The sequence below is a fragment of the Fibrobacter succinogenes subsp. succinogenes S85 genome (assembly GCF_000146505.1).
Classification (GTDB): Bacteria; Fibrobacterota; Fibrobacteria; order Fibrobacterales; family Fibrobacteraceae; genus Fibrobacter; species Fibrobacter succinogenes.
The window spans coordinates 1,106,493-1,122,602 of sequence record NC_017448.1 but is presented as its reverse complement, the minus strand read 5'-3'; the positions used below and the strand labels follow the sequence as shown (position 1 = coordinate 1,122,602).

The 16,110-nt window shown below is 50.5% G+C and carries 12 protein-coding genes and 1 tRNA gene; 10 read left to right on the top strand and 3 right to left on the bottom strand.

Annotated features, from left to right (window positions below; translation table 11 throughout):
- The first annotated feature begins 66 nt into the window (after window positions 1-66).
- The 3 genes from FSU_RS04765 to FSU_RS04755 are packed head-to-tail and all read left to right on the top strand — an operon-like array spanning window position 67 to window position 6,239.
- Window positions 67-3,570: a hypothetical protein gene (locus FSU_RS04765; RefSeq protein ID WP_015731751.1), complete on the top strand. Its 3,504-nt coding sequence runs from the start codon at window positions 67-69 to the stop codon at window positions 3,568-3,570.
- Window positions 3,504-3,962 carry a hypothetical protein gene (locus FSU_RS04760; RefSeq protein ID WP_041260013.1) on the top strand — a complete coding sequence of 153 codons (459 nt, stop codon included), beginning with the start codon at window positions 3,504-3,506 and terminating at the stop codon, window positions 3,960-3,962. The genes FSU_RS04765 and FSU_RS04760 overlap by 67 nt, the downstream gene beginning before the upstream one ends.
- A 6-nt stretch (window positions 3,963-3,968) precedes the next feature.
- Window positions 3,969-6,239: an OmpA family protein gene (locus tag FSU_RS04755; RefSeq protein ID WP_014545357.1), complete on the top strand. Its 2,271-nt coding sequence runs from the start codon at window positions 3,969-3,971 to the stop codon at window positions 6,237-6,239.
- A gap of 132 nt (window positions 6,240-6,371) precedes the next feature.
- Here the strand turns inward: FSU_RS04755 and metF are convergent, their stop codons facing one another.
- Window positions 6,372-7,262 carry a methylenetetrahydrofolate reductase [NAD(P)H] gene (gene metF, locus FSU_RS04750; protein ID WP_014545356.1) on the bottom strand — a complete coding sequence of 297 codons (891 nt, stop codon included), beginning with the start codon at window positions 7,260-7,262 and terminating at the stop codon, window positions 6,372-6,374.
- A gap of 219 nt (window positions 7,263-7,481) precedes the next feature.
- Between metF and FSU_RS04745 the strand changes: the two genes are divergently transcribed.
- Window positions 7,482-7,555, top strand: a tRNA-Arg gene (locus tag FSU_RS04745).
- Between the two features lie 75 nt (window positions 7,556-7,630).
- Here the strand turns inward: FSU_RS04745 and FSU_RS04740 are convergent.
- Together FSU_RS04740 and fliB are read right to left on the bottom strand one after the other, a co-directional pair.
- The gene (locus FSU_RS04740) at window positions 7,631-8,173 is read right to left on the bottom strand and encodes a TlpA disulfide reductase family protein (protein ID WP_014545355.1); all 543 of its coding nucleotides are present in this window, start codon (window positions 8,171-8,173) and stop codon (window positions 7,631-7,633) included.
- A 144-nt stretch (window positions 8,174-8,317) separates the two neighbouring features.
- Window positions 8,318-9,301, bottom strand: a complete 984-nt coding sequence (gene fliB, locus FSU_RS04735) for a flagellin lysine-N-methylase (protein WP_014545354.1) — start codon at window positions 9,299-9,301, stop codon at window positions 8,318-8,320.
- A gap of 337 nt (window positions 9,302-9,638) precedes the next feature.
- Between fliB and FSU_RS16635 the strand changes: the two genes are divergently transcribed.
- The 6 genes from FSU_RS16635 to FSU_RS04705 are packed head-to-tail and all read left to right on the top strand — an operon-like array spanning window position 9,639 to window position 16,101.
- The gene (locus tag FSU_RS16635) at window positions 9,639-10,112 is read left to right on the top strand and encodes a division/cell wall cluster transcriptional repressor MraZ (RefSeq protein ID WP_012820415.1); all 474 of its coding nucleotides are present in this window, start codon (window positions 9,639-9,641) and stop codon (window positions 10,110-10,112) included.
- The gene (gene rsmH / locus FSU_RS04725; protein ID WP_012820414.1) at window positions 10,102-11,115 is read left to right on the top strand and encodes a 16S rRNA (cytosine(1402)-N(4))-methyltransferase RsmH; all 1,014 of its coding nucleotides are present in this window, start codon (window positions 10,102-10,104) and stop codon (window positions 11,113-11,115) included. The genes FSU_RS16635 and rsmH overlap by 11 nt, the downstream gene beginning before the upstream one ends.
- Window positions 11,112-11,429 (top strand): hypothetical protein, encoded by a 318-nt coding sequence (locus FSU_RS04720; RefSeq protein ID WP_012820413.1) that lies wholly within the window; start codon window positions 11,112-11,114, stop codon window positions 11,427-11,429. The genes rsmH and FSU_RS04720 overlap by 4 nt, the downstream gene beginning before the upstream one ends.
- A complete protein-coding gene (locus FSU_RS04715) occupies window positions 11,422-13,308 on the top strand; it encodes a penicillin-binding protein (protein WP_012820412.1) in 1,887 nt (628 codons plus the stop codon). The genes FSU_RS04720 and FSU_RS04715 overlap by 8 nt, the downstream gene beginning before the upstream one ends.
- Window positions 13,308-14,729: a UDP-N-acetylmuramoyl-L-alanyl-D-glutamate--2,6-diaminopimelate ligase gene (locus FSU_RS04710; RefSeq protein ID WP_012820411.1), complete on the top strand. Its 1,422-nt coding sequence runs from the start codon at window positions 13,308-13,310 to the stop codon at window positions 14,727-14,729. Before FSU_RS04715 ends, FSU_RS04710 begins: the two co-directional genes overlap by 1 nt.
- A complete protein-coding gene (locus FSU_RS04705; protein ID WP_012820410.1) occupies window positions 14,716-16,101 on the top strand; it encodes a UDP-N-acetylmuramoyl-tripeptide--D-alanyl-D-alanine ligase in 1,386 nt (461 codons plus the stop codon). The genes FSU_RS04710 and FSU_RS04705 overlap by 14 nt, the downstream gene beginning before the upstream one ends.
- The last annotated feature ends 9 nt before the right edge of the window (window positions 16,102-16,110 follow it).

Here is a 16,110-nt window from a genome sequence, read left to right as displayed (position 1 = left end):
ACGAATTACTTAAAATAAGCTAAATTTGCCTAAGTTTTACCAAAATGTAAATAATTGGGAACAAAAATGAACAAGAAAACCATCAAGTTCGGGCTTGCAGTTTCTGCAATGGCTCTCTATTTCGCCGGTTGCGGCGACGACCTGCTGTATTCTCAGGATGTCAATCAGTTTACTACGGTTTCTTCCTTGAATGACGATGACTGTAGTGAAAAGACCGAAGGCTCCATGGCTTTTGTGAAGTCCAAGGCTACGATGTACGTGTGCTCTGAAGGCGAATGGGTCGCCATGAACGACCACGAAGCTATCCAGTACCGTTGCGAATCCAAGGAACTGAAAGATAAGTCCGGCTTTGCCATTGTTTGCGATGGTGGCGATACGATTGGTGTTGTCCACAATGGTAAGGATGGTGCTGATGGTAAGGACGGTACGAATGGTAAGGATGGTGCCGACGGCAAAAACGGTACGAACGGCACCAATGGCACGAATGGTAAAGATGGTGCCGATGGAACGAATGGAACCAGCGGAACGAACGGATCTAGCGGAACGAATGGTAAGTCCGCTTACGAAATCGCGAAGGATAACGGTTTCACGGGCACCGAAAAGGAATGGCTTGAATCCCTGAAGGGCGAAGCCGGCAAGGACGGCACTAACGGCACCAACGGTAAAGATGCCGACATGGACAAAATCCAGAAGGATATTGATAGCAAGTTCAGCAGCGCCTCTGCCAAGAGCCAGAGCGAAATTGACGAAGCTCTCAAGAATTTGAGCTCTGCTTCTGCCAAGAACCAGAAGGACGTCGATGACGCCCTCAAGAACTTGAGTTCTGCAACGGACAAGTTCGGCGAAGATATCGACAACAAGTTCAGTGACGCCTACAGCAGCTGGAATGCAGAACTAGAAGACAAGTCTTGCGCCATCGTGGATACAGTCCGCGACAACGAAAAGGCTATCATCACCGTGACCATCAAGTGCGGCGACGCCGAGACCAAGATGGAAATCCCGTTCACAGTCGTGAACGAGAACCTCGCCAAGGTGTACAAGAAGCATGTTGTCGTGCGTTTCCCGGTGCAGGCCAACAAGGAAACAAAAACTGACGACATCTATGAAGAAATCTGGAAGAACCTCAAGGGTGGCGACAATGCAGAACTTACCGTGACGGATCTTGACGAAAAGTTCGTCCCGAGTGGCAAGGTGTTTATGCAGGACTTGTTCGCCTCTGCCAATAAATCCTTTGTGACAATCGAAGAAACTAACGAAAAGGCGGTGGAATACAAGGTTGCACGCCTCGAAGGGGATCTCGACATCACGAACCTTACGACCCCGGTTGTGAAGCTCCGTGTCAAGCTGAACTTGAGTAACAACGCTTTCGGCGCCTTTGGCGGATTTGGCTCGAACGCAACGGATGTCATTTACAACGCCTATGCAGACTTGTCCGATGCTTCTGATACGGTTGTCATCGACTTCTTGACCGACTACAAGGCTGCCCGCGTAAAGAAGTTGGTTGACGATGGTAACGGTTTTGGTGTTGCAAACGAGCAGGCAAACAAGGACCTTGCCCACGCCCTTTATTTGGAAAACAGCGAAGAATATCCGTCTTTCGAACATTATGCCCCCGATCAGATTGGCCTGGCCGAAAACTTCAACAGCATCGTGTGGGTGATGGCCCTCATTGACCAAAAGGACAAGACTCCGGGTTTTAACTTGGTCTATAACGCTTTCCGCAATGTCTTTGCCGAAAACGGCAACTTTAACACCGCCGTCAATACGACTTACGCAGGCAAGGAACACAGCATGTTCTTTGTTGATTACCTCGCTTTGCTTATCGACGCGAACTTCTTCAAGTGGAACCAAATGCAGCATGGCGACTATACTGCTGAAACGAATGTCTGGAGTGGTACGGATGCCGTCTATTACAAGATTTTGCAGAATGGATTTGTGGAAGCCTATAAGCTTAAAGTCGAAGACGCAAAGGTTTTCAATGATCCGTCTGGCTATAGCAGCAAGGTGTATAAGTCTGATGTCGAAGGGGGATATTTCCGTTACTTTGAATATATCGAAAACGAACAAGTTTGGTATCCTGTAACACTTTGGGCTGTAGGTGTTGCAACGGTGGAAAAAGCTTGCGATGCTGACGCAGTTAATTCGACCTTCTTCTATAGCTTTGAAGGTCTTGATGAAAATGCCGTTTGTGTATGCGACAATGGAAAATGCTACTGGCAAGATACTGAAAATGTATGCTTGGGCCGTAATAAAGGAGATAAGGGATCGGCGTTCTTTGACGGGGAAATTCAAGAGTATGAGTGCGCAGAAGTAGAATGTAATCCATCCGCTTCTTCTTGCGTTGGTTTTGAACTTGGTCCTGTCAGTCCGAACTCTTCGAACTCTGTTGCATCCTCTTCTAGCGCTGCAAGTGGCATGACTCCGGAAGAACAGGCCAACAATCCGGAATCCAAGCTTTACCTCGGTGAATGCAGCGCTACCGTAAACGAAGGCAAAGAAAAGCTGTTCGACTACAAGAATGCGGAACTTGCCACGACAACAAGCAAAATAACCTTTGTATGCGATGGCTCCAAATGGAGACAGAAAGATTATCATGATGAGAAATATGGAATATGTTCAAAAACTACGATGGAAAAGGGCGAAGTCAAGGAAGAAAATGGTTCCGAACATTATAAGTGCGATTACCTTGATAAACAGGAAAAATACGAATGGATCGCTACTGATTGGCAAGACGTGTATAATGAAAAGGCTTGCCATTATGGCTATGTCAATAAAAAAATGGTTACTGGATCCGGTTATGAATATGTTTGTGAAGAAAATTCTGAATATACAGACAACTGGGGTAACCATAGCCATGAATGGCGTGAAACGACTGTTGATGAATATTGCGTGGGTGATCGCGTCGAGGCTACAGTGCAGAAGGTTGAAGACGAAGACCTCGGCGAATCGACCTTCAACGAAAAGTGTAGCTACCACGGTTCTACCTATGCGAGAAACAATACTGCTAGCGGGGCCAAGAAATGGGTGTACTACGGTAATTTTACCAACGAAAGCACAAGAAACAGCGCCCTCTTGCTCTTGAATGGTTATAAGGATAATATAATTTACGCTTGTAACGATTGGGTCAACATCTACTGTGAGCCTGTTTCTGTAGAAACCGTGCAGAGTAAAATTGCCTCGAATATGCCAGAAGTCGAAAAACAGAAATGGATTAATGTCCTTTGCAACTATGGCGATTACAAGCGTGCTAGTGGCTACGCCGACGGCATTGCCTTTGAAGTCAACGTAACGTTAAAGAGTGGCGAAAATCCGAAGACGTTTGTCGCTAGTGCCAAGAGAGATGATTGGCACGAACCTACCTTTGAGGATATCTATGGCAAGTGCGATGAAGATAAGATGAGAAATCAAACCAAAGTAGCTGTTTACGGAGGGGAAAATACAAGTGTAACTACATTTCTGGAGGTCCTTCCAGCGGATACTACTCTTGGGTTAAAGCAAGCGATTTGGATGAAGACGCTACGCTTGGAATTTGCACGAGAAATCGATCAAAAGAAAAAGATGTCGCTATAGTCGGTGACGCATACTATGAATGTCTTAGTAATGGTAACGCAGAAGGAATCCCCGCAAGTTCTTCCTCCACAGATTGGCTAGTAATTAATGAAAATAAGTACCTTAACGCCAAGTTTGGTTATTGCGATACCGATAGAGGTGATACTAAAAACATTGCAGACATTAAGAGCGAAACCCTCAAGGATGGTGAAAGCCACAGTTTCAAGTGCTCTATAGCTAAAGAAGTCGGAAATGGCTATGGTAAGTGGGTTGACGCCTCCACAGACATTGCTCTCGACAAGATTTGCAACAGAGATAACGAAGATGCAACTGTTACCAAAGAAAGCGTAACCTATGTCTGTGCGTACAAGGATGAATCATCCATGTATCAGTGGATTACTTCTGAATTGTAATAGAATATGAAAAAACTTACCCTTATACTCGCACTTGCGCAGGCGGCTGTCTTTGCTCAGACCGGCCTCCTGGGGGGTAAAACCGGCCTCCACCAGCAAGATGCGAATACGCTTGGATTTTTTCACTTCCGTTTAGGGACTGGCGGTACGATTGCGACCGATAACTGGGGCTACACCCGTGGCGCCTTGTTTACGGACCGACATGGTCGTACCCAGGAACTCGATGTGTGGGACGCCCGTATGGAAAAGGGCCGCATTGACGGCGCTTTGGCCGGTAACTTTAACTTTGCGTTTGGCCTCCGTGATGACTTGGATATCGGCGTGAGCCTCCCGATTTACTACGACCACGCAAAGGATTACTCTGGCGAAGCTATCCGCGCTCACATGGGCAAGGGTGGCCTCGGTGACTTGCAGTTTTACGCCAAGTACCGCACGCCGCACTGGTTTGGCCCGGATTACATGAAGACGGCCGCTGTTGTGGATTTGACTGTCCCGACTGGCTGGAGGGGCGTGGGTATCCGCCCGCGTCACGCCTGGTTCCTCGATAACGAGGGTGGCCCGACGTATGCCTACACGGCAAACAGCGTGATGCTCGGCCTTACGGGGGTTGTCTCTGTCAATTACAACAAGAAGGGTGTTCCGCTTGTCTGGAATTCTTCTCTTGGACTCATGATCGGCTTTGGTGATGCTTCGAATACGCTCGTGTATAGCACTGGCGTGAACCTGGAAATCAACGATTACATCCAGCCGTTCCTCGAATTCAGTGGCGAAATGCGCTTTGGCAACGATGCGTATCCGTTCAGCCCGATTACCGACCCGATGGTACTCACGCCGGGTATCAATGTGAAGATTCCGTTCTTCAACATTGACTTTGCCGCGGGTATCGATATTGGTATTGGTAATCTTGTTGATGGCTACGATCGCAAAGATGCGATGGACAACTGCAAGGATTTCCAGATCAAGTTCAAGGGCGAAACGGGTTACAGGGCCAGCTACTGCTATGTTGCCCAGCCGCTTATTGCCGGTATCGCAAAGCTCACGTGGACGTTTGGCTTTGACGGCGACGACGACAACGATGGCGTAAAGAACCGCAAGGACAAGTGCCCGGAAACGTTCCCGCCGATAGTCGTGGACGAAGACGGCTGCGGCATCGATACGGACGAAGACAAGGTCTTTGACGGTCTCGACAAGTGCCCAGATACGCCGAAGGGTGTCGCCGTGGATTCTGTCGGTTGCCCGCTGGATACGGACGAAGATACGGTCCCGGATTACAAGGATATGTGCCCTGAAACGCCGAAGGGCGTCAAGGTAGATTCTGTCGGCTGTCCGCTGGATACGGACGAAGACACGGTCCCGGATTACAAGGATATGTGCCCTGAAACGCCGAAGGGCGTCAAGGTAGATTCTGTCGGTTGCCCGCTCGACAGCGACAAGGACGGAGTCTTTGATGGGCCGGACAAGTGCCCGGATACGCCGGAAGGTGTCGCCGTGGATGCTGACGGCTGCCCGCTCGATACCGACAAGGATGGCGTGCCGGATTACCGTGACAAGTGCCCGAATACGCTCCCGGGAATTCAGGTGAACAAGCGTGGCTGCCCGCTGCGCCGCAAGGAAGACCTGGACTACCTCAAGAAGGGCATCCAGTTTGAATTCGACTCGGCAAAGCTTTTGAAGTCCAGTTACCCGACTTTGGACGACATCATCGCTCTCCTGGAAAAGATTCCGGAAGTGAAGCTTGAAGTCCAGGGCCATACGGATATCGTGGGTACTGAAGATTACAACCAGAAGCTTTCTGAAGACCGTGCTCACTCTGTGACGGATTACTTCCAGTCGAAGGGAATCGCCGCCGACCGCTTACGTGCTATTGGCTTTGGCACTCGCATGCCGCTTGCTGATAACGTAACGGACGAAGGCCGTGCCAAGAACCGCCGCGTGGAACTCATCCCGTTCGGTTACTACACCGAAGGCGATAGCACCGTGGCTGCACCGTCTGACTCTCTGCTGAACGACAGCACGGCTGTGCCGCCTCCGACAAAGTCCGACGTGAAGCCGGAATCCAAGCCTGAAGTGAAGGTGAAGCTCAAGGCCAATGCCGAAAAGAAGGTGAGGTCTGCATCGAAGGCTGGCCTGAAGCGCTTGAAGAACATGCGCGACAGAGCTGAAAAGGCTGTTGTCGAAATGAAGTCGGAAGCTGCTGCCGCTGCAAAGCCAGCTGAAACGCCGAAGCCGGTTGAAACGCCGAAACCGGCCGAGACTGCTCCGACTCCTGCGCAGTAGGCCCGCACTTTTGTCATCCCGGACTCCGTTCCGGGAGGGCATCGCCCTCTTGAAAATGTGAAAAGACCTGGCCGTGAGCCAGGTCTTTTTCGTTACTTTTGCCGAGTCCGCGGAAGCGGGCTTCTCTCTTAATTACCCTGCGAAGTTCTTGCCGAGAATGGCAGAGACGTTCTTGAGGATACCTTCGGCGACGTCCGGCTTGTTCATGGAATAAACGTGGACGTTCGTGATGCCGTTCGCGTAGAGGTCGATGATCTGGTCGGTGGCGTAGATGATGCCAGCCTGCTTCATGGCTTCCGGATCGCTACCGAACTTGTCCACAAGCGACTTGAAATGTTGCGGCATGAACGAACCCGAAAGCTTAATGGCGCGTTCGACCTGGTTCGCGTTCGTGATGGGCATAATGCCGGGGAGCACCGGGCAGTTCACGCCTGCATCGCGGAGCTTGTAAAGGAAGCTGAAGAAAAGGTTGTTGTCGAAGACCATCTGCGTTGTGAGGAAGTCGGCGCCTGCTTCGACCTTTTCCTTGAGGTGCTTGATGTCTTCGGCTTGGTTTGGACTTTCCGGGTGTTTTTCCGGGTAGCAGGCGGCGCCAATGCAAAAATCGGCATCAGCGGCTTTGAGTTCGCGGATGAGTTCCACAGCGTGGTGGTAGTCGCAATCGCCGCGACCGTTTGCAATGAGTTCCGGCGTGAGGTCGCCACGGAGGGCCATCACGTTCTTGATGCCGGCGGCCTTCATGTCTTCGATGCGCTGGTGGATGGTTTCCTTGGTGCTCGAAATGCAGGTGAGGTGGGCGAGCATCGGAATGTTGAAATTGTACTTGAGATTCTTCGCAATTTCGAGCGTGTACTGGCTTACGCCGCCGCCTGCGCCGTATGTGACGCTCATGAATGCGGGGTTAAGCTTTGCAATCGCTTCGGTAGCTGCTTTAACGTTTTCAAAACTCGTTTCTTTCTTCGGCGGGAACACCTCGAAGGAGAGGCTCATCTTGTCTTGCTTCAGGATGTCGATAATCTTCATTGTATCTCCGTGCAACGGTCGGCATTGAGCTTTGGATCCGCAGTGCAATGTCGAATGTTACGCTTTTGTTTTATGCAAATATTTGAATTCATGCATAAATGTAGATAAAATTTCCTACAATGGCAACGGGGAATGCGTAATTTTTTGGAGAGATAGGTTTTGATTCGTGCGAAAATTGACGAAAAATCAAATTATTTACTATATTGTGTGCTCACAAACGCCGTCGTAGCTCAGTTGGATAGAGCAGTTGCCTTCTAAGCAACGGGTCGTGGGTTCGACTCCCGCCGACGGTATGAAAAAAGCCCCCTTGAGGGGCTTTTTTCATACCGTCTGGCGCCCAGGGGCGCCAGGTTCGACGGTCGGTTTTATTACTTCTTCAAAATCTTGTTCAGCGTAGCGCGCAAATGATTCATGTTCGCTTCGTTGAGCGTCTCGTAGCGGTAGAACGTGCCGTCCTTCTGCACGAGGTAGACCACCGGGATGTAACCCGTGCCATAAGCCGGCCCAAACTTACTATCCGTGTCCTGGAATACCGGAATAACAGCGTGGTACTGGTCAATAAACAAGCGGATATCGTTCTTCTTAATGCCGCCGTTCAAGCCGATTGCAATACCCGTAAGACCCTTGGATTCATATTCCTTGATGAGGTTCTGGATCTCGGGGAAGTGCTTTTGGCAGTGCGGGCATTTGGGGCTGAAATAGTAGATGAGCAACGGACGGTTGCTGAAGTGGGCGAACAAAATGCCCGGATCGCTGATGCCCGAAAGGTGCGTCGAAAAATCCATGATCATGGGCTTCTCGGTCTTGGGATCCATCATTAACTTAATATCGGCAACCTGCGGTTCAGGTGCAAACTGGGCGAAGCCCATTACGGCTGCAAAGACAATCAGACTAAAAAGACGTTTAAACATGCTCATACTCCTAAAGACTTTGGGTTAATCCCTGGGAATCTTTTTAAACAGTTGTAAAATACCAAAAAATAGCGGATTGAATTGTGATTTCTGTCAAAAAATGGGAAAAATAATGTAAAAAATCGTATTTCGCGAGCGTTCGTGTTACTCGGCGAGGATTCTCTTGAAATTGGTGGGCGAAAACGCCGGATTTTCCATGAATTCCTGCTCAAAAATCTCCATGATTTCTTCGGAATATTCGGTCTGCTTGCTGAGCAGTTTTATGGCGTCAATTTTCGTTCCTTGGATTTTTTGCACCATAATCCAGAAGTAAATGGCGAACTCGACCTTGGTGAGGCTGTTGCCATCGAAGAGGCTTTTCTCGTAGTAGCGGAATAGCAAGTAGGCGATGATTTTTTCACCGTCGCTATCAGTGAAAATCGTTTTGGTTTGCCACCCGCGTTCCTTGAGTTCCTTGTAGGCGTTATCCCAGGCGGGGCCGTAGCTTTCGCCCTTGCCTAAAATTCCGAACCACGACTGGTAGATGTTGTTTGAAATGTCACTTTCCTTGATTTCAATGCCGCTTGTCTCAACGGCGTAGTCCAAGAGCTTGATGAGGCGTGCGTTCAAAGGCTTGCTGTGGTCGGCGAGGATTGCAAACAAATGCTCTCTCTCTTCAAAAATGGCGTCGCGAGCTTCAATGGCGTCATCGGGAATATCGTCCGGAACGTCGTCAATTTCGCGCTCAACAAACGCAATGGGTGAGGTGGCTGAGCCTTTGCACTCAAGCAGTAAGCGCACGCCTTCTTCGCAGCAGAGACCAATCCCTTTTTCCATGATGTCACCGTAGACTTCCACAAATCGCGGGTGCTCGCGGCAGATGTCGCAAAGATAGTCTTCGCCGATGTGGCAAATCATATCGCAGAGCCCATCGCGCATTAAGAATGGGCAACGGTCGCCGGGGAGCAATTTGAAATGACCGTCTTCGATGTTTTGACGAAGTTTTTCTCCAAAATCGCCTTTGACTTTGGCGTAACGTTTGGCGCTTGCGGGGTCGATGTCTATTTCCCAGCCGATGCAGCAGGTGTCGGTGCATTTGCCGGCGATGCAATGGAACGAATCATAAAAAGCGGGAACGCGGAGAAGCATGGGAGTTAGTTGGCAGTTGGTAGAACTTAGAGCTTAGAATATAGAATAAGAGTTTAAGATGGTTGCTCCGCTGTCTCTGGGATGCGTTGTCTAAGTTCTAAGAGCGTAGCGGACTAAGTTCTGCCAACTAATATTGCTTGTAACAAAAATCTTATGCAAATATTACCTTGTGTCGACAGAAAATTGCTGGGAGGAACGAAATTTTGTGTAAAAATTTTATTAACAAAGCCTAAAAGTATGCTTTTTTTAAGCATGGCTCCGGTTTTCTATTGCCACAGTGGTAGAAAGTGGGTATATTTGTGGTGTGTGATAAGTGTTGTGGTAAAATGTGTCAAATATGGATTTCACTTCTTTCATAGGACAAGCCCAAACGGCGATCGATGGAAAGGGAAGGACCTCCTTCCCTAGGGAATTCCGTCGTCAGCTCGCTGAGTCCGAAGGGAAAGAGTTCGTGGTCACTCGTGGCCCGGACCGCACCCTCCGGTTGTTTGTCCTTCCTGAGTTTGAGAAATTCATGGCGGACTTGGACAGCCGGTCCGACCGCCGTCAAGCCGACTTAGTTCGGAGAGGCCTCTGCCCCACAGTCGTGGAGATGGATGGCCAGAATCGCATTTTACTCCCCAAAATATTGCTGGAGTATGCCGGTCTTAAAGACGAAGTTCTTTACGTCCAGGCCAGCGGTAAAACTCTCGAATTATGGAATCCTGAACGTTACAACGAAAAGTATGGCTTACAGACAAATGAAGCTATCGACGCTTTCGATGCCGCGTTCTATGGTGAAGGCTTGACGGAGGGGGATAATGGCAGATAACAATCTCCGCAAGTCAGTACATGTAAACGAAATTTCGGAAGCCGCGGTCGCAGGAGTTCAAGGGAGAGAATTCTATCACGATCCGGTGATGCTCAAGGAATGCCTTGAAGGCTTGAATATCAAGCCGAACGGCACCTATTCGGACTGCACGCTTGGCGGTGGCGGCCATTCTTACGCTATTGCCCAAGAACTGAATTCCGAAGGGACGCTCCACGCTTTTGACCGCGACGATGAAGCGGTCCAGTTTGCGACGAAACGCCTTGCTGGCGTCGCTCCCAAGTTTATTGTCCATCCGGTTCCGTTTAGCGAACTCGGAAACGAAATTGAACCGAATTCTCTTGACGGTGTTCTTTACGATCTCGGCATCAGCAGCCATCAGGTGGATGACTCTAGCCGTGGCTTTACTTTTGTAGGCGACAATCCGCTCGACCTTCGCATGGACCGCCGCGAAAATGTGTCCGCCCAGGAATGGCTCCGCAGCGTTAGCGAAGATGATTTTGCGGCCGCACTCCGCAAGAATGCCGATATGGACCGTGCGTTCAAGCTTGCAACCCGCATCAAGGAAAAAGTGGGAGAAATTACCACCGAAGGCCGCGATGTGCTCCCGAGCGATATCAAGGCCGTTGTCGAAGCCGTGTTCCCGGACAAGCGCCGTGAAGCGAATAGCCTTTTGGCCCGCGTTTTCCAGGCCATCCGCATGGAAGTGAACGGCGAACTCAAGCAGATTGAAGATAGCCTCCGCGCCGCTGTCGATTGCCTCAAGGTGGGTGGTCGCCTCGTGGTGATGAGCTACCACTCCGTAGAAGACCGCTGCGTCAAGGAAACGGCTGCAGAATTTGAAAAAGCATGCATTTGCCCGGAAAACTTGCCGGTTTGCATGTGTGGTGGTAACCACCAGCGTTTGAAGAAAGTGAACCGTAAGCCGATTTTGCCCTCGGCCGATGAAATCAACAGGAACAGCCGGGCTCGTTCTGCAAAATTAAGGATCTATGAAAGAGTATGATCGATAATGTGCAGAATGAAACCGAAAAAACAGGGAAGCATAGCGTGATGGGCTTTGTTCTTATGTTGGTCGCCGTGGCTTCGCTTGTTTTCATGGTCCCTGTGTACATGCAGAACTGCGTCAACAGTCTTTACGGCACTTTGTATGGGCTTAAGGAAAAGTCAAGCTTGCTCCATCGTGAAATCCTCTTGAAGGATTATGAAATCAACAAGCTTATGTCGATGGACCATCTTGCAAAGTTTGCGGAACGTACGGGCCTTGGCTTGAACGATGTTCCGGTAAAAATCATGATAACGGGGGAGTCACGTGAATAAGTACAGTGCTGATCCTCTGGTTATTTTGAAGAGCCTTGTGCTTTGCATGATTGGTGTGCTCATTTTCCAGACCTTTAATATCCAGGTCTTGAACCGTGACGTGTATCAGGAACGTACGAAGTCTACTGTGACGCAGACGAAAAACCTGTACGCAGAACGTGGTTCTATTATGGACAGGAACGGTGTCGTGTTTGCCGAAAGCATGCGCGATACGAACAATAATTTGGGCTACAGCCGCCTGTTCTTGCAGGGCTCGCTTGCATCGCAGATTGTGGGCAAGGTCGGCTATAATGGTTCGGGCAGCATGGGCATGGAACAGATTTACAACGATAGCCTCCGTGGTGACGAAGGTATCCGCGTGAGTATCCAGGACGCTGCGCAGCGAGAAGTGCTTTCCCGCTCTACGGAAGTGGTGCAGGCCAAGTCCGGCTTGAATCTCGTTTTGACGATTGACCGCAACATGCAGGAAATTGTTGAAAAAGCTTTGAAGGACGGCGTTGCTGAATTTTCTGCAAAGAGTGCCAGTGCCGTTGTCGTGGACCCGTACACGGGTGAAATCCTTGCAATGGCGAGCTACCCGACTTTTGATCCGAATTCCAAGAACCAGGGCGGTGACCGCGCGGGTAAAAACGAAATCGTCTCGATGTCTTACGAACCGGGTTCTACGTTCAAGGTGATTACCGCTGCTGCGGCACTTGAAAATAACGCTGTGAGCCCGAACAAGATTTTTGTGAATGAAGGCCGTTGCTGGCAGTGGAACCCGAGATCCGAAAAGATTTGCGATACCCACGTCTATGGCGATATGGACATGAGCGAAGCGATGGTGCAGTCCTCGAATATCGTGTTTGCAAAGATTGCCTCTGAAGTGGGCGCTATGGGTATGTACAGGATGGCACGTGCCTTTGGCATTGGCGAGAGAGCTTTTGACAACTATGTTGGCGAAGAAAACGGAAGACTTTTGAAGCCGGCTGAACTCACTCGCGACGATAGAACGTTAAAGACGATGGGCTTTGGCCATGCTGTTTCTGTGACGCCTATCCAGATGGTGATGGCTTATGCCGCTATTGCCAATGGCGGAAAGCTCATGCGTCCGCAGATTGTGAAGGAATGGCGCAATTCTAACGGTGACGTCGTCAAGAAGGTGAAGCCGATGGAAATCCGCAGGGCTGTTTCTGAAAGGACGGCAGCGACTATCCGCAAGATGCTCTACCGCGTGGTGAATAGCGGTACGGCAAAGCGCGTTGCATCGCAGAAGTTGCCCGATGTCTTGTTCGGTGGCAAGACGGGTACGGCTGAAAAGTACAATCGCGAAACCCGTTCTTATGACCGCAATTCGCAGGTGGCTTCGTTTATCGGTCTTGCTCCGGCTGAAGATACCCGCTACGTGTGCCTTGTGCTTGTTGATGACCCGCAAGGGAAGCATGTCGGTGGCCTTACGGCTGGTCCTATTTTCCGCCGCATCATGGAAGCGATTTACTACCACCCGGCTCTTTCCCCGCGTGCTCATAACTTGAAGCAGGTCCATCTCGGTTCTCCTTGCGACAAGGATTTTGCGGGAATGCAGGTTTCTGCGGCTAAGGATTACGCCAAGAAACACAAGTGTCCAGTCCGCTTTGAAGGCAAGGGACGCCGCGTGATTTCGGAACGCCTGGATGCGGGCCTAGTCAATGGAAAAACGCTTTTGCTCGGCGATGCCGTGGCTAGCAAGATGCCCGACTTGCAGGGACTTTCTTTGAAGGATGCTCTCGAAGTGATGGGGAACATCCGCATGAACGTTGAATATACAGGAAAAGGCCGCGTTGTCGCCCAGGAGCCCAAGGCTGATGAAACCTTGCAGAGAGGTGCGATTTGCAAGCTGACCTTAAAGGAGAAAAGCTGATGATTTCGGAAGGACTGATGCAAAAGTTGTCCGTGACGGGGCTTTGTGATGATTCCCGCCGTGTGAAACCGGGGAATTTGTTCTTCTCCATTCCGGCGGAAGGCTATGAGGCTTTTGCCCGCAGTGCCATAGCGGCTGGTGCCGTTGCGGTTGTGGGCGAGACGATGGCTCCCGAAGGACTCACGTCTAAGTGGATCCAGGTGCCGGACGTGAAGGCAGCCCGCCTCGAAGCGGCCAAGATTTTCTACAAGGATCCGTTCAGCAAGCTTATCTGCCATGCCATTACGGGTACGAACGGCAAGACGACAAGTGCATTCCTTATGAATGCGATGCTTGAAGCGGAAGGCCGCAAGACCGCTCTGCTCGGCACCATCAAGAATAAGATTGGCGACAAGTCCGTGCCGGCTTCGCTTACGACTCCGGGTCTTTTGGACCTTTATGAATTTGCATCTCGCGCTGTAGCTGAAGGCTGCACTGACCTCGTGATGGAAGCGTCTTCGCATTCGCTCCACCAGGGCCGTGTTGCCGGTATTCGTTTCAGAAGCGGTCTCTTTAGCAACTTGACGCAGGACCATCTCGATTACCACAAGACGATGGATGCCTACTTCGAAGCCAAGAAGTTGCTCTTTACGAAGTACCTCGCTGAAAATGGCGTGGCTGTCATCAATATTGATGATGCTCACGGCGAAAAGCTTTTCAACGCTCTCGATTGCCGCAAGGTCGCTGTTTCGAGACTTGGCAAGGCCAAGGCTGACGTGAAGCCGTTTGGCGAAATCAAGAGCACTGAAGACGGCCTTGAATTCACGCTTCCGATGATTGCAACGGATAAGTTTGAAACTCCGCTCTGCGGCGACTTTAACGTGGACAACCTGCTCCTGGTGCTTGCATGGGCTCATGCTCTCTGCGTACCTGAAGATGCCATGCGCAAGGCGATTACGACTGTGCGCGTTCCGGGCCGTTTTGAAAAGGTCTGGAGCAAGGACGGCAAGCATGTGATTGTGGACTACGCTCACACGCCGGATGCCCTTGAACGCGTGCTGAATGTGGCTCGTAGCCTCTGCCGCGGCAAGCTTTCAACCGTGTTTGGCTGCGGTGGTGACCGCGACAAGACGAAGCGTCCGATTATGGGCGGCATTGCAGAACGCATTGCAGACAAGGCTTGGCTCACGTCGGACAATCCGCGTACCGAAAAGCCTGCAGATATTATCGCTGACGTTCGCGCCGGCATGACGACGGACAAGTTTGAAGTGGTCGAAAACCGCGAAGAAGCTATCAATCGCGCTTGTGCAGAACTCAAGAGCGGCGACTGGCTTGTGATTGCGGGCAAGGGCCATGAGGATTACCAGATCATTGGTAAGACCAAACATCATTTTGACGATCGCGAAATCGCGGTGAAGGCGATGACTGATGCTGAAGCTTGATTTGACTATTGGAGAAATGCTCGAGATTCTGGAAACCGAAGCTGTCGGCGTTCCTGCCCGCACCTTGAAACGCAAGGTGAATCTCTGCATGGATTCTCGTGAAAGTGCCAAGGGCGTCGTCTTTTGGCCGATTAAGGGTGCTCGCTTTGACGCCCACCAGTTTGTATCTCAAATGGAAAAGGATGGAGCTCTGATGAGCGTTGTAAACCAAACTGCTATCGATCCGAATTTCAAGATGTACGCTCCGGTCGAAGATACGACGAAGGCTCTCTTGAAACTGGCCAAGGGCTATCAAAGACTTTTCAAGTTGAAGAAGGTCGCCATTACAGGTAGTAACGGCAAGACCACTACAAAGGAAATGACGAAGGCTGTACTTTCGATGAAGTACAACACCCATGCAACAAAGGGTAACTTCAACAACCATATCGGTGTCCCGATGACGCTGTTCCAGCTGAAGCACAGCCATGAAGCCGCTGTTGTCGAAATGGGTACGAGTGGTCCGGACGAAATCCGCCCGCTTTCCTTGGCCACGGAGCCGGATATTGCCGTGATTACAAACATTGGCGCAAGCCATTTGGAACGTCTCGGCGATTTGGATGGCGTGTTCAACGAAAAAATCAACATTACAGCTGGCCTCAAGGAAAATGGCACGCTGATTGTGAATGCCGATGACGAACGCCTTTGCAAGGTGAAGGCTACCAAGCATTACAAGGTCGTGACTTTCGGTGTGCGTCGCGGTGTCGTGAAGCCCGAAAAGCTCAAGTGGACCGAAAACCTCTGCGCTGATTTCTACGTTGGCCGTACGCATTTCGTTTTGAATGTTCCGGGTGACCATAACCTTTATGACGCTCTTGCCGCTATCGCTGTGGGCCAGGCTCTCCGCATCCCGAAGGGCGATATTGCAAAGGCTCTTGCAGGCTTTACTTCCACGAGCATGCGCATGGAAATCAAGAACGCCAATGGCTTCAAGGTGATTTCGGACTGCTACAACGCCAATCCGTCTTCGACGAAAATGGCTCTCCAGACGCTCGGCAACATGCGTGTCGAAGGCAAGCGCATTGCAGTGCTTGGCGACATGCTCGAACTCGGCAAGGAAAGTGGCAATTTGCACAAGCAGATCGGCGCCTTGGTGCCGGAAATGAATTTTGACATGCTCCTCGCTGTCGGCAAGGACGCCAAGAAGTACGTGGAAGGTGCCAAGTCTCGTGGCATGAAGAACGTGCAGTATTTTGAGACTGTTCCGGAAGTTATCAGCATGCTGGGCGAAGTCGTCGCCGAAGGGGATATCCTTTTGGTGAAGGGTAGCCGTGGCATGCACATGGAACAGGTGGTCGAAGCGCTCCTCCACATGGTGCCGGTATTCAAGGTTTAAGGTAAGGTT